The sequence below is a fragment of the uncultured Psychroserpens sp. genome, assembly GCF_947492715.1.
Lineage (GTDB): Bacteria > Bacteroidota > Bacteroidia > Flavobacteriales > Flavobacteriaceae > Psychroserpens.
Genome location: NZ_CANLNS010000005.1, coordinates 213,943 through 237,898, shown reverse-complemented (window position 1 = coordinate 237,898; position 23,956 = coordinate 213,943). Strand labels below are relative to the sequence as shown.

The following is a 23,956-nucleotide window of genomic DNA, read 5'->3' as shown; positions in this document are numbered from 1 at the left end:
TTATTGTTTGATAAATCGTTTGGTTTGAGTTACATCATCACTGGTAACTCTAACAATATAAACACCAGTGTTCCATTTACTAACATCTATTGATAGTGCCTGAATACCGCTTATTTCTTTTTCAATAACTTTTTTTCCTAGAAGATCAAATACTTTGAGCGTTGCATTTTCAACACTTCCAGGGATTTCAATATTAAGGTGTAAGGATGCTGGATTAGGTGAAATTGAGAATTTTGAAACATCTCCAATATCATCGACACCAAGAAGTGTATCCCAAAAAGTTACACCAAAATCTGAAGTTCCGCCAGTAAATTCATAAGGTGCTGTAACATTAATAAATGTTCCTGCTGTCCAAAATCCATTGGTTACGGCTTGAGCTTCTCTACCAATACCTCCTGCTCCCCATTGCATAAAATCAATCATATTAGCAGCAACACCAAAATTTCCTGTAGGAAGATAAAGTCCTAAATCTGATGAGGCATCTGTAAGAACATTACCATTAGAAAAGGATACGGTCACTTCAACTTCTGCATCTGGTGCAAAATTCACAAGATCCCCGCTTAGTAGTGTCATACTGCTCAAAGCATTATAAGAAAACCTAGCACATAATCTATAGGCAGAAATATCTTCTGTGGTAGTTCCAAAGTTTTTAATTTTCACGCGTTCAGTAGAAGGATCTACCTCAACAATCCTAAATTGAGCATTTGATTTCTGAACAGAAAACCCAAAACAGAAAAGTGCAAATAATAGATAAAACGTGTATTTTTTTCTCATAATATTTCGGTTTTTAGATTTGAGTGCTATACAATTTAGTGAAATATTTTGATTGTTTTACAAAAATTAACAAAATTAAAAGCCCATCAATTTGAAATTGATGGGCTTTTATAAGTTTTATAATATGCCAATTATTGCTTTACAAAACGCTTGGTAATGGTTTGTTTATTGGTAGAAATTCTAACAAGATACACTCCTGTTTTCCAGTTAGATACATCTATTGATGATTCTATTGCGTTTAAGTTTTTGGCATGCACTTTTTTACCCAAAACATTGTAAACTGTGACATTTGCATTATCTAAAGCATTAGACAATTTGATATTCAATTTAGACGATGCAGGATTTGGAGAAATCTCAAAATCATTTTGAGTTTGTAATTCTTGAGTACTCAATGTTGTAGATGCTGTGATATTATCCAAGTTTATAGTTGATATAATAGTATCTGCACCTGTCCATGTAGGCGCTGCGCTACTCATAATTCGCATTGTACTTACAGCTTCAAGCGCATCTGCAATAGATACAGAACCAGAACCACCAACAGCAGTAAAATCAGAAGCAGAAATTGGAATTGTAATCGATTGCCATCCAGAGCCCGCAACTACATTAACTGCATTTGTTGTACAAATTCGTTTTCCTCCTGGTCCTTGGAACGCGACTCTTAAATTTAAATCTGTGGTTAATACCCTAACGTCCATTTTAATTGCTACTATACCTTCACTAGTAAAATTAGATGACCATTGATTCATAGCACTAAAGATGATCATTTTACTCCCAGCTCCACCTGATTCAGGCGGGGTTGACGTATAAGTCAAATAATTATCATCAATCCCATCTGGTCCACCACTAGGCTCGTTGGCAGGAGGAGACACGGCATCTCCAGGGCTTCCAATAATCCAATTTTGTGTTGTACCATCTTCAAAATCATCAACTTGCCCTGCCATAACTTGAGACAAAGCAATTGAAGATGTTAGCAGTAATGATAAAAAAAGTAGTTTTGTTTTCATAGTTTATCTTTTTCAGCACTTCAAATATAAAACAATTTATATTTAAACTAATAGGTATCAAAAATGAAGCCAATCATATAAAAACAAAAAAGCCACTAATTAAATTAATGGCTTTTGATATAAAATAAATGGTCTTTATTGCTTTACAAAACGTTTCATTTTTGAAGTGTTCTTGGTTGTAACCTTTATTACATATATACCAGTACTCCAGTTAGAAACGTCAATCACTGATGATAAAGAGTTTAATTTTTTAGAGAGCACTTTTTTCCCTAAAACATTATAAACCTCAATTTTAGTATCATCGGTATATGTTGGTAATTCTATCTTAAAGCTAGTCTTAGCAGGATTTGGTGAAATTTCGAAATTATTAACTTCCTGACTTTCTTCACTTAAAGTCAAAGATTGCATAGTAATTCCTCTATTTTCGGTGCCATGCCATTCTAAACTATAGCCTTCAAAACGAGCTCTTGCCCAAGCCAATTCTATAGACGTTGCCGAAGCTGAGAACACATAATCGTTATTATTACCTGTATTGGTTGCTCTTGTAGCGATTATTGTTCTTACTCCAGAATTTACGGTATTAGATGTTATAGACCAATCTCTTTCCCCTTCTAAATCTTCGGTAGGAATAATTCCGGTAGCGTCATCTCCAGGTGTTTGTCCATCAAACCCAAAATATCTATCTGTAAGTCTCGAGCCATCATAAATAACGACATCGTCTCCTGCAGTCATTCCTTGAACTCCAAACCCTAGACCTAACCATCTATTATCAGGTCCTATCATCGTTAAGGTAACAATAGTAGATGTTACATCAATTTGAACCGAATACTCTAAACCAGCTGTATTAGAAAGATTTACCAGGCCTGTTGAATACGTCTGGCTAAATCCAGAACTAAAACAAAATAGGGTAATTAAAGCAATTGTAATTTTTTTCATATTATTTTTCTTTTTTTATAAGCTTAATGATCGTATCATTCTGAGTCATCATTGCATAATCTTTTGCGTTCTTTCCTCTTTTATCCTTGAAATTTATATCGGCATCAGCATCCATAAGTAACTTTATTATTTTCTCATTACGAAAAATTATAGCATAATGCAGAGGTGTTGTTCCATTAGCATCAGCCGAATCTGGATTTGCTTTTAACTCAAGTAAGCGTTCAACAATTACAGGCCTGTTCTTATAAACAGCAGCCATTAATGGCGTACCATAATTACTGTTACCATCTATATCTTTTACTTTAGCGGCTAAAAACAAGGCAACGTCTTCATTTCCCTTATAGCAAGCTAGAGTTAATGGACAATATCCATTGCTATCAAAAGCGTTTATCGTATCAGCATTAATAGCCATCAAGGCTTTAACGTCTGTAATCGTTCCAGAACGAGCCACATCGAAAATATCACGTTGTGCCAATCCATGGAAAACAGAAAAAAACAAACAACTAATTAAACAAAGTGTTTTAACATTCAAAACAATAAATTTGAGAAATTCTAGGCTAAAATAGCAATTAAAAGCTGATTATTACAAGTCGTTTATCGAAAAAATAGTCTATTTGCTCAAATACATTTTACGTCTTGAGTATAAATTATAAAACTCATCATCCTTTAGACTATCAATAAACAGAATACTTTCGCCTGTACTTTTCATCTCTGGTCCTAATTTTTTATTCACATTAGGAAACTTATTGAATGAGAACACTGGTTGCTTAATGGCATATCCTTCAAGCCTTGGTTCAAACTTAAAATCGGTAACTTTCTTCTCTCCAAGCATTACTTTTGTCGCATAATTAACGTAAGGCTCTCCATAGGCTTTTGCAATAAAAGGAACAGTTCTCGATGCTCTAGGATTAGCTTCAATAATGTAAACCATATCATCTTTTACAGCAAACTGAATATTAATTAATCCAACGGTGTTAAGAGCTAAAGCAATCTTTTTGGTATGATCTTTTATTTGTTGCATTACAAATTCACCTAAATTAAAAGGTGGTAATGTTGCGTTACTATCTCCAGAGTGAATACCACATGGTTCTATATGCTCCATAATACCAATGATATATACATTCTCACCATCGCAAATGGCATCGGCTTCAGCTTCTATAGCGCCATCGAGATAGTGATCTAAAAGTAGTTTATTATCAGGCATTTTTCGAAGTAAATCGACAACGTGCTCTTCTAATTCTTTTCTATTAATTACTATTTTCATTCCTTGTCCACCAAGTACGTAAGACGGTCTTACTAAGATTGGGAAGTCTAATTTATCGGCAACAGCAAGTGCTTCATCTGCTGTTGAAGCCGTATCAAATTCTGGATAAGGAATATTGTTCTCTTTAAGTAAAGTAGAAAAACTCCCTCTGTCTTCTGCTAAATCTAGAGACTGATAGGTTGTACCAATAATTTTAATACCATATCTATCTAGCTTTTCTGCCAATTTTAATGCGGTTTGACCACCTAATTGTACAATAACACCTTCTGGTTTTTCATGACGAATAATATCGTAAATGTGTTCCCAAAATACAGGTTCAAAATACAGTTTATCGGCAATGTCAAAATCTGTTGATACTGTTTCAGGATTACAATTAATCATGATGGTTTCATAACCACACTCTGCACTTGCCAACACACCATGAACGCAGCAATAATCGAACTCAATTCCTTGTCCGATTCGATTTGGACCAGATCCTAGAACGATAATTTTCTTTTTATCTGAAACGACGCTTTCATTTGTTGAAAACTTCTCACCATTAGCTGTTTCTACTTCATTTTCGAAGGTAGAATAATAATACGGTGTTTGCGCCTTAAATTCGGCTGCACACGTATCAACGAGTTTGTAAACACGATTTATTTTAAACGCATCTCTTTTGTTGTAGACTTGACTTTCAAGACATTTAAGCATATGAGCAATTTGTCTGTCTCCATAGCCTTTTTGCTTAGCTTCTAGTAACAAATCGCGTTCAATAGTATCAATAGTATAAGTTGAAATTTCTTTCTCCAAATGATAAAGTTCTTCGTATTGTTTTAAGAACCACATATCAATTTTAGTAATTTCATGAATTCTACTTAAAGGAATTCCCATTTGAATAGCATCATAAATAGCAAATACACGATCCCAACTTGCGTAGGTTAACTTATCAATAATTTGTTGATAATCTTTGTATCCTTTTCCATCTGCACCTAACCCATTCCGTTTAATTTCTAAAGATTGGGTTGCTTTATGTAAAGCCTCCTGAAACGAACGTCCTATAGCCATTACTTCTCCAACAGCCTTCATTTGAAGACCTAGTTGTCTATCTGAACCTTCAAACTTATCAAAGTTCCAACGTGGAATCTTAACCACCACATAATCTAATGTTGGTTCAAATAATGCCGAAGTTGATCCTGTTATTTGATTACTTAATTCATCTAATGTATAACCAATGGCTAGTTTTGCTGCAATTTTTGCGATTGGATATCCTGTGGCCTTACTTGCTAATGCCGAAGAACGCGATACTCGAGGATTGATTTCAATAGCAATAATCTCTTCATTTTCATCTGGGCTTACAGCAAACTGCACATTACAACCACCAGCGAAATCACCAATACTGCGCATCATATGAATTGCCATATCACGCATTTTTTGGAATGTTTTATCAGAAAGTGTCATTGCTGGAGCAACAGTAATTGAATCTCCAGTATGAATCCCCATAGGATCCATATTTTCAATGGTACAAATAATAACTACATTATCATTTTTATCTCTTAGAAGCTCTAACTCATACTCTTTCCAACCAATTAATGCCTTGTCAATCATAACTTCATGAATTGGCGATACTTCTAATCCGCGGGTTAGTAGTTTATCAAAGTCTTCTTCTTTATATACGAATGAAGCGCCTGCTCCACCTAAGGTATAAGATGCTCTAATTACAAGAGGGAAACCAAAATCTTGGGCAATTTCTTTACCTTTTAAATAAGAATTAGCTGTTGCTTGCGGCGCCATACCAATACCTATTTTTAGCATAAGTTCTCTAAACTGTTCTCTATCTTCGGTAATATTAATTGCATCAATATCAACACCTATAATATCGACATCAAAATCTGACCATATTCCCTTTTCATCTGCTTCAATACAAAGATTTAAGGCTGTTTGCCCGCCCATTGTTGGTAATACAGCATCAATTTGCGGATGTTCTTTTAATACTTTTACAATAGATTTTGTAGTTAAAGGCAACAGATAAACATGGTCGGCCATGGTTGGATCTGTCATAATTGTTGCTGGATTGGAATTGATAAGTATGGTTTCAATTCCATCTTCACGTAGTGAGCGTAAAGCTTGTGTTCCTGAATAATCAAATTCACACGCTTGACCAATAATTATAGGACCTGAACCTATAATTAGAATAGACTTTAATTTTTCGTTCTTTGGCATTTTTGGTTTTTTAAGTGTTCAAAAATAGGTAACATATAGGTACAAAAAAAGGTGTCACACCTAAGTAACACCCTTAAAATATTAACAATTGTTAATCATTATTTCTTATGTCTTGTTTCAGATGATACAGACAATTTCTTTCTTCCTTTAGCTCTTCTACGTGCTAAAACTTTTCTTCCGTTTACAGAAGCCATTCTTTCTCTAAAACCGTGTTTGTTTCTTCTTTTTCTTTTTGACGGTTGAAACGTTCTTTTGCTCATTGTCTTATATCTTTAAAAAACTTTTATCTTTTTTTGGTTGCTTCGAGCTGTTCTCAAAACTGCGTGCAAATATACAAAGAGTTTTGACTTTGGCAAACCTAAATATAAAATTATTTTTAGTTATTTATATCAAGTTATATTCTAGCAACAAATTGACAAAAAATTAGTTTCTTTGTAAATTGAAAAAACACGGATAAAATGAAGTTAGATATACTAAAGTTTTTTATCGCATTTTTAGTGATTATTAACTTTTCTACTGCTCAAACACAATTGGCTTACAATCTTAAAGTTGGTGACCAATTTAAAGTACAACAAATTGCTAATCAGGATATTGTTCAAGAAATGAATGAGCAAAAACATGAAATGACCAACCTCATTGAAGGTGATTTTACATTTATTGTTGATGGCGTAAACGATAGTCTTTATACTATAAAGTTTAGGTTTGACCGTTTTAAAATGTTGTCAAAATCAAATCTTGCTGGTGAACTCATGTCTATTAATACCAATGATGTTGTAGCCGATGATGACATTGAAGGAAAAATATTTGCTCAACTGGTTGAAACAGATCTTTCTATGAAAATGTATAAAAATGGAAAGATTAAGTCTATAAAAGGTTCTGAAGCCTTAATTGACAAAATGGTTAATGCTGTTGGAGATTTGGATGACTTTACCAAAGAAATTATGAGAGAAGCCATGCGAGGTGAGTTTAGTAACGAGAGTTTGGCCAAGAGTTTTGAGCAGATGACTTACATTTATCCTTCTTCGGAAACCAAAATTGGAGATTCTTGGACGAACACTTTTGAAGGAGATTTATCTGCCAATAACACATGGACACTTGATGATATCAAAAACGATGATATTATGATTAGCGGAAATAGTAGCATCACATTTAAAAATAAAGATGAGGAAGTAGAAATGGATTTAGCCGGAGATATGACAAGTCAGATTACGACTTCTATGGAGACTGGATTCGTAAAGTCAATGTCAAGTAAATCTGTTGCTTCAGGGCATTCTACAATGCATAAAATGAATGGTATTAAATTACCAACATCAATTACCACGAATATCACTTACAAAATAGAAAAACATGTTCAATAAAAATATAAAACTTGTCATTGCAGGATTAATCATAGCTTACGCTGTATATCAATTTACCGAAGGTTATATTGGTAATGGTATTATGTACATCTTATTATCGCTTATTTTCATTTTCTTATACTTTAAAAATGAATTTATATTATTGGCTTTTTTAAAACTACGAAAGCAAGATTTTGAAGGTGCCAAAAATTGGCTCAATAAAATTAAAAACCCTTCGAGTGCTTTAGTAAAAAAACAAGAAGGTTATTACAACTATCTCCATGGTGTAATGGTATCTCAAACCAATATGAATGAAGCCGAAAAATACTTTAAAAAAGCACTTGGCTTAGGTTTATCAATGGATCATGATGTGGCTATGGCTAAATTGAATCTAGCAGGAATTGCCTTTAGCAAGCGTCGACCTATTGAAGCCAAACAATTACTTAATGAAGCTCAAAAACTTGACAAACGTGGCATTCTAACCGATCAAATTAAAATGATGAAAGATGGAATGAAAAAGTCTCAAGGTCCAAAGCAACACTATGGTAACCGAAATATGAGACGCCGTTAGGAGTTTAGAAAGACCGTTATACACTTTATCGATGTATTGTTCAAAAACAATTCATTTCTCCATAATTTAGACCTTTTAACGACTTTTTTACACAACATAATAAAATCGCTAATACATTTGTAACCCATTAACTTACAAAAGATTAGTAATGAGAGTGTATGTGTTTTTACTTATGTTTATGTGTGCGTGTGTTGCGTTTCCTCAACAGCAAAAAATGTACTTTGATGTACAAATCGCCAAGCATCTAAAAACTTATAAAAATAAGTCGGATCTCGCTATGCAAAAAGGTGATAGAGATTACGCTAAGTCGTTGTTTGATTCACTTTTTAATAATCACTTAAAAAACAGTCATATTCGTGATATCGCTCTTAAAAAAATTAAAGGTGGAACATATAAAACGTCGTTAATAGATAAACCCTTTTTACTAGTTACTAAATCACCTTGGGAGCTCATTAATGAGGAGGAAATTGAAGAAATTAATAGGCTTTCCAAAATGTACAAAAATCAAATAGACATTATTATTTTGTTTTGGGATTCAAGATTAAGTGCGAAAGCCTTATCGAAAGACTATGATTCTAATGTCATCGTCACCTATGTAGACGAGCGTGAGAATCAATCTAACCATATCATAAAACTCTTTAAGCATTCTTTTGGAGCGCCTGCTTGTTTTTTCATTTCAGAATCAAAACAACTTATGAAGATTGATAGAAAATTCATCCTTAGTTCAAACGGCTCGGTTGATATCTCTTTAAATAGTACACATCATCAAATAAAATTAATGCTATTTGACGGCGAGAAAACAAATAAAGGCATTATAACGACTGTTAATTAAATTTAATTAAGGCTTCACCTTATAATAACCTTCTTCAGGAATCTCTATGAAATACTTCTTTCTAGAGGCATTATTAAGTTTTGGTTCTCTAAGCCAAGGGTTGTGAATTTTTAAGATTTTATAATTAATTCCGAAACGTTGTGCAAACTTTGTGAAGTCTGTAACCACTGTATCTACTTCAACTTTATAGGTTGGGATTGTCTTATAAAGGTCATCCGTTGTAAAATTAAAACCGTATTTTTTTGGGTGCTTAAGTATTTCTTTTAAAGCTACGATTCTAAACAGGTAACGTCCTGTTTCTTCTCCTAATAAGAGGTCATAATAATTAGAGACACCCTGATCTTTTAATCGTCTTGAAACTCCCGCATTACCTGCATTGTATGCAGCTGCTGCCAAAGTCCATGATCCTAATTTCTTTTTAGACCTCAATAAGTATTTACAAGCAACTTCTGTGGCTTTTTCTAAATGGTAACGCTCATCTACATTACTATTTATCTCCAGTCCATTCTCTCGTCCAGTGGTTTTCATGATTTGCCATACACCTCTAGCTCCAGCAGGAGAGACAGCATTAGTTAATCCGCTCTCAATAACCGCTAAATATTTAAAATCCTCAGGAATACCATTCTTTTTTAAGATAGGTTCTATGATTGGAAAATACTTTTCGGCGCGTTTAAACATTAGTAAACCATTAGATTGCCAGTACGTGTTCACCAACAACTCCCTATCCATGCGCTCTAAAATATCTGGATCTTCTAATGGCATCTGCTCACCAGCAAAATTTAGATCATCAGGAACAGATAAGGCATAAACGTTATAATCATTTACAACCTTAGTAGGTTGTACGACCTCTGTATCAGATGGTGCTTTTTCAGATTGAACTGCAAAAATAAATAGCCCAGACACGCATACAAGACCAATAGCTGCTAAAATATTTTTAATAATTGTCATAATAGTTTTATTTAGGGAGCAGGCATTTAATCGACTGCAAGTCAAATGTATAAAATAAAATCTTTGGTTTCAAGCTACTCCAGAATTAGTTTTGGTAAATTTTCGTTAAACCATTTATATTTATTAATTACCATGATATGCGACCCTCCTTTGAGGACAATGCAGTTGCCTCCGCACGAATGCGGAAAAACCATGTCATTATCCCCATGAATATAAATAGCATTATCATTTGGCTTCTCTTGATTCCACTCAATGACATTCTCTATAGCCCAATCTAAATATTGCTTATCACTTACAGACAGGTATTTCTTATAAAGCTCGATGCGCTTTGTAATGGTTTCTCCAAAGGCGTATTTCGCCAAAAAATCAATATTACTAACCAATTGAGTAGGTAGTAATTTATAAGCCTTGGTATATTTCATGAGCTTCATTCGTTTTGGCAACTCATGTTTCGACTTTACACTTGAAACCACAAACAACTTACGTAATGTCATATATTTACTCATCTCCTGAACCAAAATTCCGCCAAAAGACACACCTAACAACACAATATTATCATGTTCAATGTGAGCAATCATGCGTTTTGCGTAAGACTCGAGAGATTCTTTTTTATAAGGAATCATCCATTCTAACCAATGTATTTCAAATTGTTCCTCTGGAAGTTTGATATGTTCGAATATTGTTGGGTTAGCTGCCATTCCAGGCATAAGGTACACATGTATAATTTCTTGTTGCATAAGTCTTTAAAATAACGGCTCTTTAATATCTGTGATATTTTTCGTAAATTTGCACTACAAAACTAGACAAAAGTATAGTTCCACCCTACCGACCATTGAATTAAATACAAAATATTATGATTGATGCTGCTGAATTAACAGACAATGACTTTTTACGCCAATTCGAATTAAAAGTAGACGGTACACTTGCCAAGATTGAGTATTCTTTACAAGATCGAAAAATCTTTTTAACAAAACTTATCATTCCAGATGGAATCTCAAATGACGAATTTGAAGAAGAATTTCTAACACTTGTTTTTGAGAATATTGCAGAACGCAATATTAGTGTTGTTCCAACAAGCCCTGAAATAGCAAAGTTTATAAGACGACACCGAAAATATAAAAAAATGTTACCTGTAGGTATCAGAATATAACACATAAAAAGCCGAAGTTTAAACTTCGGCTTTTTTGTTTCCTTATCTCGTATAATCAATTAAGCCATTCATATTAATTGTTCTAGCCATATAACATCTGTTCTATAACACGTATAAATACCCTAATTCGTAAGCAGGATAATTTGCGCTCACATTAAATTGTAACTCCAGTTATATTGAGTATCTAAACATTACATAGATTATGGCAACTATCTACAACATTAATTTCGATTTCACATCACAAGAGCAACAATTACTGCTTCGTCAATTACAAGCAGGTAACTATACATTATTTGGATTTAAAGGAGCTTCCGGTCCTAATCAGATAACAACAGGCTTACCTGTATGGTTTACAATACCTTATATGAGTATGTTTGGGCGAACACAGATAGATTATCAACCACAATACAAGGTTTATGTATACAATCAAGACTATATAGGTACAAATATCACTATACACATGCAAGCATTATCGGCAGAAGTGCCTTTAGGCACTATTTTGACATTCAATGCTGATGGAACATTTTCTATAAAACCTGGTGGTTCTGCTGGCGCTAGCAATGTAACCGCAGGCTTAGCGGCAAAAATCAATGGAGTATATGCGCCTTTTTGCGCATTCACTTCTAGACCTCAAGGTGTTGTTGTTATGCAACCAAATGATAAAATAGCACTTTTTGCAGCTCAAACTTATTTGTTTTCTGGCTCTATTATTAGCAATGCATTAAATCCTGGTTGTACCTTTGAATTTAATCCTGGTAGTATTCAATATAATCTAGAAATGATGCCAGCCAGCTTTAGTATTACAAATATACCCGCAGCACTTCCTGTAACAGAAATGTACCCTGGAGCGTCTTTAATACAACTCTTAAATTCACAAACTCTAGGAGGTTATTAATTGCTTAGTAAACTCAAACCTTACTAAACCATCCTCATCAATTTCAGTAAGCTGTACAGCCTGTAGAGTATTCACTAAATCTGGGTTCCATGGTGCTTTGACCTTAACGTAGTTTTCAGTGAATCCATGAATATAGCCTTCCTTATTCTCTCCTTCAAAAAGTACAGTACGAGAACTCCCTATTTGGCCTTCATAAAAAGCTCTTCTCTTTTTTGCCGAAAGCCCTCTTAACATTTTACTTCGCTTTGCCCTCACCTTTTTAGGTACAACCCCATCTAAAGACGCCGCAACAGTATTATCTCGCTCTGAATACGTAAAGACATGGAGATATGAGATATCGAGTTCATTTAAAAAATTGTAGGTTTCTAAGAACAATTCGTTGGTTTCACCTGGAAAACCTACAATAACATCAACACCAATGCAAGCATGAGGCATTGTTTCCTTAATCTTTGCAACACGATCGATATACAATTCTTTCATGTAACGTCGACGCATCAATTTAAGAAGTTCATTACTTCCACTTTGCAATGGCACATGAAAATGTGGTACAAAGGTTTTACTTGTTGATACAAATTCTATCGTTTCATTTTTAAGTAAATTTGGTTCAATAGACGAAATTCTTAAACGTTCTATGCCTTCAACATCATCTAAAGCCTTAACCAGTTCGTAAAAGGTATGCTCGTGCTTTTTATTACCAAACTCTCCTTTTCCATAGTCGCCAATATTAACACCTGTAAGCACAATTTCTTTAATATTTTTTGCTGAAATCTCCTTGGCATTTTGAAGGACATTTTCCAAGGTATCACTTCTAGAAATACCACGAGCCAATGGAATTGTACAATACGTACATTTATAATCACAGCCGTCTTGCACTTTTAAAAAGGCTCTTGTTCGGTCACCAAACGAATAACTCCCTACATAGAAATCTGCCTCTTGTATTTCACAGCTATGTACCTCTCCCATGTCATTTTTAGACAAGTCATTAAGATAATCGGTAATCTTAAATTTTTCTGTAGCTCCCAATACCAAATCCACACCATCCACATCAGCAAGTTCTTGTGGCTTTAATTGGGCATAGCAACCAACTGCTGCTACAAAAGCATCTGGATTAATTTTCTGAGCCTGCTTCACAATAGATTTAAAACGCTTATCTGCATTTTCGGTTACAGAGCATGTATTTATAACATAGATGTCTGCCTTCTCTTTAAAATCCACGCGCTCAAAACCTTCCGAAGAAAAATTTCTGGCAATTGTAGAAGTTTCAGAAAAGTTAAGTTTGCAACCTAAGGTATAAAATGCGACTTTTTTATTCATATAATGCCTAAGTATTTCTGTTAGCTCAGAAATCTATTTATATTTACTTGTTTCTAAATTTAGAGTGCGCAAAGTTACAATTAATGAGCAAAATGCTAAAACGAGTACATCGCAAATATTTATATTCAAGGCTAATATTGAGCATTTTAGTTCTTTTTTTGCTTTTTTCTTGCGGAAATGATACCAACTCCGCAAAAGATCATCTTGTTTTTAGATATAATGAGCATAAAAACATTGGGTCTTTAGATCCGGCTTTTGCTAAGGATAATGCCGATATTTGGGCCATTAATCAATTATTTAATGGATTAGTGCAAATGGATGAACATTTAAATGTTCAGCCTTGCATCGCAAAAAATTGGACGATTTCCGAAGATGCACTCGTTTATACTTTTGCGCTTCGCGATGATGTTAAGTTTCACCCGCATCAATTATTTGGTAAAGACTCTACTAGATATGTTACAGCAAATGACTTTGAATATAGCTTGTTTAGACTGTGTGATAGTAAAACGGCTTCACCTGGTAGTTGGGTTGTTAATAACCTTTGGGATATTGAAGCTGTAAACGACTCATTGAAAATTACTTTAAAATCTCCAGACCCTTCATTTATTGGAAAACTTACCATGAAATATTGTTCGGTGGTTCCAAAAGAAATTGTAAACTACTACAAGAGCGACTTTAGAGCAAACCCTATTGGAACAGGTCCTTTTAAGTTTAAACGCTGGGAAGAAAACCTTAAGCTCGTTTTCCGAAAAAATCAGGACTATTTCGAAACAGATCAAGCTGGACATAAATTACCCTATCTAGACGCTGTAGCGATTACCTTTCTTCCAGATAAACAGAGTGAGTTTTTGCAATTTGCTCAAGGAAATATCGACTTTGTTTCTGGTTTAGATGCTTCTTATAAAGATGAAATTTTAACCGCAAGTGGTCAATTACGGGATCAATACACATCTGAAGTTAATATGATTCGAGGCCCTTATTTAAACACTGAATACTTGGCTTTTTTCATGGATTCTAAGATTCCTGAATTGCAATCAAAAACGCTCCGTCGTGCAATTAATTATGGTTTTGACAAGGAAAAAATGATGACCTATTTACGTAATGGTATTGGTATTCCTGCTCATGGTGGTTTTATTCCAAAAGGCTTACCTGGTTATGACGAATCTATCGGATTCACCTATCAACCCGAAAAAGCGAAACAACTGGTTCAGGAATTTAAAACAGCTTCAGGAATTTCTAATCCTGAAATAACAATTACAACAACAAGCAACTATTTAAGTTTTTGCGAATATATTCAACGTGAACTTCAAAAAATTGGTATTTCAGTTAATGTAGATGTAGTTCCTGCTGCGACTTTAAAAGACGCAAAGGCCAATGGAAAGCTAGATATGTTTAGAGCAAGCTGGGTTGCTGATTATCCTGACGCCGAAAATTATTTATCGCTTTATTCTAGTAAGAATTTTGCGCCGAATGGTCCAAACTACACACATTTCAAAAATGAGCAATTTGACGAATGGTACCAAGATGCTTTCACAATTACCAACCCTAAAGCCCGTGAAAATCTTTATACTAAAATGGACAGTTTGGTCATGGCCTCTACACCAGTGGTTCCGTTATTTTATGATGAAGTGGTTCGGTTTACCAGAAAAAATGTAAGTGGGTTAGGTATAAATCCAATCAATTTATTAGATTTAAAACGCGTTAAAAAAGATAAATAGTGGATTTATATCTCATCGGGATGTCTACCAATATCATGAATCTCACTTTTATCAATAGTTACATTTTTTTTCCAATTTCTCTTTAAAGCCGAATATAAAAGATAAACTGCTCCTAATCCAATTGGCATGGCTATAAATGTTAACAACAAGGCATTATCCCAAGCAAAACCTAAATTAAAAACCTCATCAGCTATTCCCAAGATTAGACCAAAAACAAAAGCAGATGCATAATATGTAACAACACCAAGAATAGCAAAAACCCACTTATTCTGATTATGTTCGTCTGCCAGTTTAAAAAAACTTCTTCCTATTAACACTAATATTACAATTTCTATCATTGGCTTTTAGTTGTTTTCATTTATTTCATTGTAATATACAATTCTATTTCAAAGTAAAATAATAAATATCGTCTTCACCCTTTCCTCTAGGACGTCTTGATGAAAAATAACCTTCTGTTTTATCGGCATTAATAATATAACAGAAATCATCACTCCTACTATTTATAGGCTTTGGTAACAACTTAGGTTCTTCTGTTTCTGGATTTCCCTTTAGGTCATAGCTGTAAATATCTAAACCTCCCACACCTCCAACGCGATCTGAGGCAAAATACAATATGTTGTCGTTACTCACATAAGGAAACATATCTCTTCGTGGTGAGTTAATTTTTTTTCCTAGATTTTCAACTTCACCATATTTACCATCACCTAATATTTTCACCTTGAACAAATCTGTTTGTCCATGAGCGCCATGAGCATTCGAAGTAAAATACATTGTGGATCCATCTGGACTCAAAACAGCATGTCCATAATTATATTTGGGCTCACAAAATGGTAAAGGTTCAAAATTTGTCCAACCACGTCCTTCAATATATTCACCTCTTTGAATATTTAAATTTATGGATTTTAATTTCCTTTTATAAGATTTACCGCGCTTCATAAAATTAGTTGTGATGTACATGTACTTTCCATCAGGACTAAACCCAGCGCTAGATGTGTTAAACACGAAATCTTCAGATTTAATAAACTGTTTCGAGTTTATGATTTCACCATCTTTCGTTTTTTGACCTTCAAACATGGTAAATATAAGTCGCTTGTCATGATCCCGTCTTGCTCTATTTCTATTGTCGAGCATGTAAGATGTGTAAAAAACTTTATCGCCTTTATGGAAGATAACACCATATTGACTTTTATCGTCATTAATTTTGAGGTTTTTAATCTTGTAGGTTTGGGCAAACCCGAAATTAATTGTCAATATTAAAATGATACTGCAAATAAACTTCATGATATTGTAATTTAATATTAGCTTTTTCTCCATTTCTTGGTGTCCTCGAACACCTGCTCTAAAATCGCTTTATCTTGTTCAGAAAACGTTATGTTACGACGTTTCATAACAACCTCAGCTACTTCAAATGCTTTCTTAGTAACATAGGTAGTAAATCCAGAATGTCCGCCCCAAGAAAAACTTGGCACAAAATTTCTTGGAAATCCACTTCCAAAGATATTAGCACTTACACCAACAACTGTACCAGTGTTAAACATGGTATTAATACCGCATTTACTATGATCTCCCATCATAAGGCCACAAAATTGCAATCCAGTTCTAGCGAAACCTTCGGTTTGATAATCCCATAGTCTCACTTCGGCATAGTTATTTTTCAAGTTTGAGTTATTCGTGTCTGCTCCAAGATTACACCATTCACCCAATACAGAGTTTCCTAAAAACCCATCGTGGCCTTTATTAGAATATCCAAAAATGACAGAGTTATTTACCTCTCCGCCAACCTTACTATGTGGTCCTACAGTTGTTGGTCCGTAAATCTTGGCACCCATTTTAACCGTAGCATGCTCGCATAACGCAAAAGGGCCTCTAATAACACTACCTTCCATTATCTCGGCGTTCTTTCCAATATAAATAGGACCAGAATTTGCGTTTAAGGTCACAAATTCAAGCTGAGCTCCTTCTTCTATAAAAATATGTTGCGCTCCTAGAATTTGGTTGGTACTTGAAATAGGCTGGGATTGTCTATCTCGTGTGAGCAATTCGAAATCGGCCTGTATGGCTTCACCGTTATTGGCAAAAATATCCCATGTGTGCTCAATTTTCAAAACAGTTTCGTTGTATTCTATAGCTTCATAGGTTTCAAAATCAATTTCATCTTGAGTATCTTTTGAAAAAAAAGCAATCACATCTTCTCCTTGAAAAATCGCTTGATTCTCTTCTAAACCCCTAATAATAGCAACCAATTCTTGATTTGGCAGATAGGATGCATTAATCATAACATTTTCATCTAACTCTACCATTGGGTACTTTTCAGATAAATATTCTTCTGTTAGCGTTGTAATTGTAAAGCCTAAATGCTTTTCCCATTTTTCTCTTATAGTGAGTATACCAACTCTAATATCTGCCACAGGTCTTGTAAACGTAAATGGCAAAAGGTTATGTCTAGAAGGACCATCGAAAAGAATATAGTTCATGTTACTGTGTAGTTTGCTGTTAAAAGTAAATCAATTATATAAAACAAAAAAGCCTTCGGGAAAAATCCTGAAGGCTCTGTGTATAATATTGTTTAAGATTATTTCTTAAACTTCGCGTATTTGTTTTTGAACTTATCAATACGTCCTGCTGTATCTACTAATTTAGACTTACCAGTATAGTATGGATGAGATGTTCTAGAAATTTCCAATTTAATTACTGGATACTCAACACCGTCAACTTCAATTGTTTCACTAGTCTCAGCAGTAGATTTAGTTAAAAATACGTCATCGTTAGACATATCTTTAAATGCTACTAATCTATAATTTTCTGGATGTATTCCTTTTTTCATCTCTTTAAACTTTAAAATCCTTAATATTTTGGAGGTGCAAATTTAAGTAATTTTTGTAAATTACCAATAATTTATTTCTTTTTTTATTTCTTCAATAATTGTAACAAAATTACACATAAAGATACTAACCAACATATTCACTAAATAATCAACTCAAATTATGGAAAAATCATCAAAATCTCATGCGGTTAATTATGGCATTTATTTGTCATTAATTTTAGTACTTTTTACAGTTTTAGCATATGCCTTTAAAATTGAATTACTAGTTAATTTTTGGCTAACTCTATTACTTCTTCCGGTTATTATTATTGCCTTTGGAGTTGTGTCTAGTGCCAAAGCCAAAAGTTTATCAGGTGGATTCATTAATTTCAAGAATGCATTTACGGCGTATTTAATTCCTGTAGCAATAGGATTAATTCTCAATACTATTGTGGCTATCGTCATTTTCAATTTTGTTGATCCTGATTCGGCCGACTATCTTAAAGAATTAGTGATTTCAAAATCACAGGCATTTATGGAAAGCGTTGGAGCACCACAAAGTGAAATTGATAAAAGTATTGCTACAATGCAAGAGCAAGATACATTTGCTATTGGTACGCAGTTGAGATCTTTAGCTCAAAGTTTTATCTTTTTTATAGTAATTGGCTTAATCGTTGGTCTAATCATGAAGAAAAAAGATCCGAACGCAGCTTAAATAATTTCAGTATTTTTGAACTTTAAACATTCAAAATAACTAAATGAATATATCAGTAGTCATACCACTACTTAACGAACAAGAGTCATTAACAGAATTACACGATTGGATTGCAAAAGTCATGCAATCCAATCGTTTTTCGTATGAAATCATTTTTATAGATGATGGAAGTACAGATGAGTCTTGGTCTACCATCATGAAGTTATCTCAACAAAACCCTAGTGTTAAAGGTATACGTTTTTTGAAAAACTTTGGAAAATCGCAAGCACTACACGCAGGATTTGCAAAAGCCGAAGGCGATGTTGTGATTACTATGGATGCCGACCTACAAGATAATCCTGAGGAAATCCCTGAATTGTACACTATGATTATGGTTCAAAAGTTTGATTTAGTCTCTGGATGGAAAAAGAAACGATATGATTCGGTAATTGCTAAAAATCTCCCTTCGAAATTATTCAATTGGGCCGCAAGACGTACCTCTGGCGTTAAACTAAATGATTTTAATTGCGGACTTAAAGCTTACAATAAAAATGTTATAAAAAATATCGATGTCAACGGTGAAATGCACCGCTACATTCCTGTTTTAGCCAAAAACGCAGGGTTTGTAAAAATTGGTGAGAAAGTTGTACAGCATCAGGCTCGAAAATATGGCGAAACAAAATTTGGTATGGATCGCTTTGTAAATGGCTTTCTAGATCTTATTACGATTTGGTTCTTATCTCGATTTGGCAAACGTCCAATGCACCTGTTTGGAGCCCTAGGCGTCCTTATGTTCGGTATTGGATTTATATTCGCCTTCTATTTAGGTATTGACAAACTTTTGCTAAACCCTACTGGTAGATTAATTACAGATCGTCCTCAATTTTATATAGCACTCACTACAATGATTCTAGGCTCCCAATTTTTTGTTGCTGGTTTCTTAGGCGAACTAATATTACGTTCTAAAAGAGATAGAAGTCGCTATTTAATTAAACAAGAACTTAATTTTTAAAAGCCACTCCAAATTAACAAGACCTTATTCATTCAAAATTATTGAATTACGTACTTTTGCAGCATAATTATTACTTATGATACATATTGAACCGCAACTATTAGAGCGTGTCAACACATGGTTAACACCAGCTTTTGATCTAGAGACTCAAAATTATATAAAAGATTTAATCGCCAATAATCCAACCGAACTTCAAGAAAGTTTCTATAAAGACCTTGAATTTGGAACCGGAGGAATGCGAGGTATCATGGGAATTGGTACCAATCGTATTAATAAATTTACCCTTGGGAAAAACACACAAGGACTAAGCAACTATTTAAAAACACAATTCCCTTCTGAAGATTTAAAAGTAGCCATTGCCTATGATTGCCGACATAATAGCAAATCATTGGCAAAAGTTGTAGCCGATGTGTTTTCTGCCAACGGAATACGGGTATATCTTTTTGAAGATTTAAGACCAACACCAGAACTATCGTTTGCCCTAAAGCATTTAGGTTGTCACTGTGGTATTGTTTTAACCGCTTCACACAATCCGCCAGAGTATAACGGTTACAAAGTGTACTGGCAAGATGGTGGTCAACTAGTTCCGCCTCAAGATGGGGAAATTATTGCTGAAATTTCTCGTCTAGAATATTCTGAAATCAAGTTTGAAGCTAAAGCATCTCTTATAGAATATATTGGGCAAACCGTTGATGACGTTTTTATTGACAACAGTGTAAAAAATGGAAGTTTCAACACATCTAAAGTAGCCAGAGAAAATTTAAATATTGTATTCACTTCTTTGCATGGAACGTCGATTACTGCCATTCCCGAAACCTTAAAGCGTGCTGGCTATACCAATGTTAACATTGTTGAAGAACAACGTGAACCAAACGGAGACTTCCCTACTGTCAAATCTCCAAACCCTGAAGAACCAGAAGCTCTAAAAATGGCTGTTGAACTGGCAAATAAAGTAGATGGTGATATTGTTATAGGAACAGATCCAGATTGTGATCGTTTGGGCGTAGCCGTAAGAAATCTTGAAGGTGAATTGGTAATCCTTAACGGAAACCAAACCATGATATTGATGACGAATTTCTTATTAAAACAATGGAAAAATGGCAATAGAATTAATGGTAACCAGTTTGTAGGATCTACCATTGTATCTACACCTATGATGTCTGTTTTAACTAATGCTTATGATGTAGAATGCAAAATAGGTCTTACTGGTTTTAAATGGATTGCAAAAATGATTAAAGACTTTCCTCATTTAGATTTCATTGGAGGAGGCGAAGAAAGTTTTGGGTTTATGGTTGGCGATTTTGTAAGAGATAAGGATGCTGTAACCTCTACCCTTTTGGCTTGTGAAATAGCGGCTCAAGCAAAAGCAAAAGGAATTAGTATGTATAAAGAACTCATAGATTTATACATCGAACATGGCTTTTATAAAGAACGCTTAGTATCCTTTACAAAAAAAGGGATTGAAGGTGCTCAAGAAATCAAACAAATGATGATTGACGCTCGCAAAAACCCATTGAAAGAAGTTAATGGATCCCAAGTTGCTAGAATCGAAGATTATCAATTATCAATTGTAAAAAACGCAACTACAGGAGAAGAAACACCTATAGACGTTCCTAAATCGAATGTGTTGATTTATTATACCGAAGATGGAAGTAAAATTGCGTTAAGACCAAGTGGTACAGAGCCAAAAATAAAATTCTATATCAGTGTAAATACAACACTAGACAATGTGTCAGAGTTTAAAGCAACGGAACAAAAATTGGAAGCTCGTATTGATGCCATCTTAAACGATATGAAACTCAATTAATGAATTATTTCAAACAAATATTAGGTTTTGCAAGACCTTATAAGAGATTTGCCGCTCTAAATATTATGTGTAATATTTTTTATGCCTTATTTAGCGCATTGTCATTTATTGCATTAATTCCAATGTTAGATGTACTCTTTCCTACAGATCAGCCTTGCGAAGAGCAAGAAGCTATAGTAAAGCCTGTGTGGACTGGTATTTCTAACACCATGGACTATTTTAAAGATTTTATGGCATACAGAGTTGATGGCTTTGCTCAAGATGATCCTTCAAAAGCCCTTCTTTTGGTTATTTCTTTGGTCATTTTACTTTTTTTCTTAAAAAACATCTTTAATTATTTAGCCATGTATTTTATTACATTTTTAAGAAATGGTGTTTTAAAAGATTTAAGGAATGCTATTTTTGATAAAATCACTCATTTACCTATTGCCTTCTTTTCAGAAAAACGAAAAGGAGATACCATGGCAAGAATATCAAACGATGTGCAAGAAATTCAAGGATCCTTTCTTTCCATCTTAGAACTCATAGTTAGAGAACCGCTAACAATCATATTTACAATAGTAATGATGTTATTGATTAGTGCTAAACTAACACTCTTTGTATTTATCTTTATTCCTATATCAGGGTTTATTATATCTAGAATTGGAAAATCTTTAAAAAAGAAATCCGATCGCGTGCAAAAAGAGCAAGGGAATTTTCTCTCCATTATAGAGGAAACCTTAGGAGGATTAAAAGTCATTAAAGGATTTAATGGTGAAACCTCCTTTTCCAATAAATTTAAAGCCTCAACAACGAGGTTCTACCACTTTTCTAATAAGCTATTAAATCGCCAAAACTTCGCTTCGCCTACAAGTGAATTCTTAGGTATTACAGTCATTGCAATTTTGCTGTGGTATGGAGGCAGAATGGTACTCATTGACGGAACACTCGATGGCAGCTCTTTTATTGCCTATATGGGATTAGCCTATAATATTCTTACGCCAGCAAAGGCTATTAGTAAGGCCAGCTATAGTGTTAAAAAAGGAAATGCAGCGGCTGAGCGTGTTTTAGAAATCTTAAATACAACCTCAACTCTTGAGGATCAACCAAATGCTATTGTTAAGAAAGACTTTACTTCAGAAATTGCATTAAACAACATCTCATTTAAATATGAAGAGGATTTAGTACTTAAAAACTTTTCTATTAAAGTTCCTTTAGGAAAGAGTGTTGCATTAGTTGGACAATCTGGAAGCGGAAAATCTACCATCGCCAATTTAGTTACACGTTTTTATGACGTTACAGATGGTAACATCTCTATAGACGGTACAGACATAAGACAACTCACAAAACATTCTCTAAGAGGTTTAATGGGACTGGTAACGCAAGACTCTATATTGTTTAATGATACTGTAAGAAACAACATCCTCTTAGGAAAAGAAGATGCAACTGACGAAGAGGTTATTAACGCCCTGAAAATTGCCAATGCATGGGAATTTGTTAAAGATTTAAAAGGAGGGCTAGACTTTAATATTGGTGATGCAGGAACTAAAGTTTCTGGAGGACAAAAACAACGCTTAAGTATTGCAAGAGCTGTTCTAAAAAATCCGCCAATCATGATTTTAGATGAGGCTACCTCTGCTTTAGATACCGAAAGTGAACGTTTGGTTCAAATCGCTCTAGAGAATATGATGAAAAACAGAACATCTATCGTCATAGCACATAGGTTATCTACCATTCAAAATGCCGATGAAATTATCGTTATGAGCAAAGGTGAAATTGCCGAGCAAGGTACGCATGACGAACTCATGGCTAAGAATGGTGTTTACAAAAAATTAGTAAACATGCAGAGTTTCGATTAATTAAAATTTCAGAAGACAAAGACATAAAACAGAAAAGGATGCAACATATGTTGCATCCTTTTCGTTTCTATTACCATATTTGGGGACAATGGCAATATTTAAGTAGGTTAGGCTGAGACAAACATAAATTAAATAAACGTAGTATGCAAGAAAAAAATGCATTTCAACGTTATTTATTTACACTTTATCGATGTTTTTATACTTAACATATTGATAATCAAATTTTTAATAATTTTATTTTTTTTCATTAAACTTTCTGTAAATTGAATTGTCTAAATAAAAAAACCTTTTATTGGATAACGAACAAGATTTCATACAGCTGTTATCAGCCTCATCAACAAAAGAAGCCGCCTTTAGAGAACTGTTAAAACTTTATAAGGAGCGCCTCTATTGGCATATTCGTCATATTGTAAAAACTCATAATGACGCAGATGATGTGCTACAAAACACCTTTATTAAAATCTATAAAAATATCCATAACTTTAAAGGAGATAGTAAGTTGTATTCTTGGATGTATCGTATTGCCACCAATGAATCTCTTACTCATATCAAAAAAAACGCAAAACATTTAAATCTATCTAATGAAGAGACACATCGACATTTAGTAAATAATATAAAAGCTGATGTTTATTTTGAAGGTGATGACATTCAATATAAATTGCAGCAAGCCATAGTCACTTTACCCGAAAAGCAACAATTGGTTTTTAATATGAAGTATTTTCAAGATATTAAATACAAGGAGATGTCAGAAATTTTAGACACCAGCGAAGGCGCTTTAAAAGCATCTTATCATATTGCCGTAAAAAAGATAGAGGCATATTTAACTCAAGATTAAACCAAATAGAGACAAAAGAGTCTTA

24 protein-coding genes are annotated in these 23,956 nt (G+C 34.0%); 11 read left to right on the top strand and 13 right to left on the bottom strand.

The window, feature by feature from the left end:
• The 6 genes from Q0787_RS13605 to rpmH all read right to left on the bottom strand — a co-directional run bounded on the left by Q0787_RS13605 (window position 1) and on the right by rpmH (window position 6,437).
• Window positions 1–774 carry a T9SS type A sorting domain-containing protein gene (locus tag Q0787_RS13605; protein ID WP_298903377.1) on the bottom strand — a complete coding sequence of 258 codons (774 nt, stop codon included), beginning with the start codon at window positions 772–774 and terminating at the stop codon, window positions 1–3.
• 131 nt (window positions 775–905) lie between these two features.
• Window positions 906–1,778, bottom strand: a complete 873-nt coding sequence (locus Q0787_RS13600) for a T9SS type A sorting domain-containing protein (RefSeq protein WP_298903376.1) — start codon at window positions 1,776–1,778, stop codon at window positions 906–908.
• Window positions 1,779–1,913: 135 nt separating this feature from the next.
• Window positions 1,914–2,714: a T9SS type A sorting domain-containing protein gene (locus tag Q0787_RS13595; protein ID WP_298903374.1), complete on the bottom strand. Its 801-nt coding sequence runs from the start codon at window positions 2,712–2,714 to the stop codon at window positions 1,914–1,916.
• Window position 2,715: 1 nt separating this feature from the next.
• Complete coding sequence (locus tag Q0787_RS13590) at window positions 2,716–3,213, bottom strand: ankyrin repeat domain-containing protein (protein WP_298903372.1); 498 nt, start codon at window positions 3,211–3,213, stop codon at window positions 2,716–2,718.
• A gap of 111 nt (window positions 3,214–3,324) precedes the next feature.
• Entirely contained in the window at window positions 3,325–6,177 is a 2,853-nt protein-coding gene (gene carB, locus Q0787_RS13585; RefSeq protein WP_298903371.1) for a carbamoyl-phosphate synthase large subunit, read from the bottom strand.
• 98 nt (window positions 6,178–6,275) lie between these two features.
• A complete protein-coding gene (gene rpmH / locus Q0787_RS13580; protein ID WP_298903370.1) occupies window positions 6,276–6,437 on the bottom strand; it encodes a 50S ribosomal protein L34 in 162 nt (53 codons plus the stop codon).
• A 198-nt stretch (window positions 6,438–6,635) separates the two neighbouring features.
• Between rpmH and Q0787_RS13575 the strand changes: the two genes are divergently transcribed.
• The 3 genes from Q0787_RS13575 to Q0787_RS13565 all read left to right on the top strand — a co-directional run bounded on the left by Q0787_RS13575 (window position 6,636) and on the right by Q0787_RS13565 (window position 8,917).
• A complete protein-coding gene (locus Q0787_RS13575; protein ID WP_298903369.1) occupies window positions 6,636–7,535 on the top strand; it encodes a DUF6263 family protein in 900 nt (299 codons plus the stop codon).
• Window positions 7,525–8,085: a DUF2892 domain-containing protein gene (locus tag Q0787_RS13570; RefSeq protein ID WP_298903368.1), complete on the top strand. Its 561-nt coding sequence runs from the start codon at window positions 7,525–7,527 to the stop codon at window positions 8,083–8,085. Before Q0787_RS13575 ends, Q0787_RS13570 begins: the two co-directional genes overlap by 11 nt.
• 214 nt (window positions 8,086–8,299) lie before the next feature.
• Window positions 8,300–8,917, top strand: a complete 618-nt coding sequence (locus tag Q0787_RS13565) for a hypothetical protein (RefSeq protein WP_298903367.1) — start codon at window positions 8,300–8,302, stop codon at window positions 8,915–8,917.
• 6 nt (window positions 8,918–8,923) lie between these two features.
• On the opposite strand, the gene Q0787_RS13560 is transcribed toward Q0787_RS13565, so the two are convergent.
• Both Q0787_RS13560 and Q0787_RS13555 read right to left on the bottom strand, forming a co-directional pair.
• On the bottom strand, window positions 8,924–9,865 hold the full coding sequence (locus Q0787_RS13560) for a lytic transglycosylase domain-containing protein (RefSeq protein WP_298903366.1): 942 nt from the start codon (window positions 9,863–9,865) through the stop codon (window positions 8,924–8,926).
• A gap of 74 nt (window positions 9,866–9,939) precedes the next feature.
• Complete coding sequence (locus Q0787_RS13555) at window positions 9,940–10,602, bottom strand: alpha/beta hydrolase (RefSeq protein WP_298903365.1); 663 nt, start codon at window positions 10,600–10,602, stop codon at window positions 9,940–9,942.
• A 116-nt stretch (window positions 10,603–10,718) separates the two neighbouring features.
• On the opposite strand from Q0787_RS13555, the gene Q0787_RS13550 reads away from it, so the two are divergent.
• Together Q0787_RS13550 and Q0787_RS13545 are read left to right on the top strand one after the other, a co-directional pair.
• Window positions 10,719–11,015 (top strand): N-acetyltransferase, encoded by a 297-nt coding sequence (locus tag Q0787_RS13550; RefSeq protein ID WP_298903364.1) that lies wholly within the window; start codon window positions 10,719–10,721, stop codon window positions 11,013–11,015.
• Window positions 11,016–11,217: 202 nt separating this feature from the next.
• Window positions 11,218–11,910 (top strand): hypothetical protein, encoded by a 693-nt coding sequence (locus tag Q0787_RS13545; RefSeq protein WP_298903362.1) that lies wholly within the window; start codon window positions 11,218–11,220, stop codon window positions 11,908–11,910.
• Here the strand turns inward: Q0787_RS13545 and mtaB are convergent.
• On the bottom strand, window positions 11,896–13,224 hold the full coding sequence (mtaB, locus tag Q0787_RS13540) for a tRNA (N(6)-L-threonylcarbamoyladenosine(37)-C(2))-methylthiotransferase MtaB (protein WP_298903360.1): 1,329 nt from the start codon (window positions 13,222–13,224) through the stop codon (window positions 11,896–11,898). The two genes, Q0787_RS13545 and mtaB, sit on opposite strands and share 15 nt — an antisense overlap.
• Before the next feature lie 92 nt (window positions 13,225–13,316).
• On the opposite strand from mtaB, the gene Q0787_RS13535 reads away from it, so the two are divergent.
• Window positions 13,317–14,942 (top strand): ABC transporter substrate-binding protein, encoded by a 1,626-nt coding sequence (locus tag Q0787_RS13535; protein WP_298903502.1) that lies wholly within the window; start codon window positions 13,317–13,319, stop codon window positions 14,940–14,942.
• A 5-nt stretch (window positions 14,943–14,947) separates the two neighbouring features.
• Here Q0787_RS13535 and Q0787_RS13530 read toward each other — a convergent pair whose 3' ends face one another.
• The 4 genes from Q0787_RS13530 to Q0787_RS13515 form a co-directional block, all read right to left on the bottom strand.
• Window positions 14,948–15,280, bottom strand: a complete 333-nt coding sequence (locus Q0787_RS13530; RefSeq protein WP_298903358.1) for a hypothetical protein — start codon at window positions 15,278–15,280, stop codon at window positions 14,948–14,950.
• 43 nt (window positions 15,281–15,323) lie between these two features.
• Window positions 15,324–16,223 (bottom strand): hypothetical protein, encoded by a 900-nt coding sequence (locus Q0787_RS13525; protein WP_298903357.1) that lies wholly within the window; start codon window positions 16,221–16,223, stop codon window positions 15,324–15,326.
• Between the two features lie 17 nt (window positions 16,224–16,240).
• On the bottom strand, window positions 16,241–17,416 hold the full coding sequence (locus Q0787_RS13520) for a GlmU family protein (protein WP_298903356.1): 1,176 nt from the start codon (window positions 17,414–17,416) through the stop codon (window positions 16,241–16,243).
• Window positions 17,417–17,514: 98 nt separating this feature from the next.
• A complete protein-coding gene (locus tag Q0787_RS13515; RefSeq protein ID WP_230936273.1) occupies window positions 17,515–17,766 on the bottom strand; it encodes a type B 50S ribosomal protein L31 in 252 nt (83 codons plus the stop codon).
• A gap of 160 nt (window positions 17,767–17,926) precedes the next feature.
• Here Q0787_RS13515 and Q0787_RS13510 point away from each other — a divergent pair, with 160 nt between their 5' ends.
• From Q0787_RS13510 to Q0787_RS13490, 5 genes are all read left to right on the top strand, one after another.
• Complete coding sequence (locus tag Q0787_RS13510) at window positions 17,927–18,460, top strand: DUF4199 domain-containing protein (protein WP_298903354.1); 534 nt, start codon at window positions 17,927–17,929, stop codon at window positions 18,458–18,460.
• A 43-nt stretch (window positions 18,461–18,503) separates the two neighbouring features.
• Window positions 18,504–19,451 carry a glycosyltransferase family 2 protein gene (locus Q0787_RS13505; RefSeq protein ID WP_298903353.1) on the top strand — a complete coding sequence of 316 codons (948 nt, stop codon included), beginning with the start codon at window positions 18,504–18,506 and terminating at the stop codon, window positions 19,449–19,451.
• Between the two features lie 76 nt (window positions 19,452–19,527).
• On the top strand, window positions 19,528–21,258 hold the full coding sequence (locus Q0787_RS13500) for a phospho-sugar mutase (protein WP_298903352.1): 1,731 nt from the start codon (window positions 19,528–19,530) through the stop codon (window positions 21,256–21,258).
• A complete protein-coding gene (locus tag Q0787_RS13495) occupies window positions 21,258–23,096 on the top strand; it encodes an ABC transporter ATP-binding protein (protein ID WP_298903351.1) in 1,839 nt (612 codons plus the stop codon). The genes Q0787_RS13500 and Q0787_RS13495 overlap by 1 nt, the downstream gene beginning before the upstream one ends.
• Window positions 23,097–23,388: 292 nt before the next feature.
• Window positions 23,389–23,931, top strand: a complete 543-nt coding sequence (locus Q0787_RS13490; RefSeq protein ID WP_298903350.1) for an RNA polymerase sigma factor — start codon at window positions 23,389–23,391, stop codon at window positions 23,929–23,931.
• Window positions 23,932–23,956 lie beyond the last annotated feature (25 nt).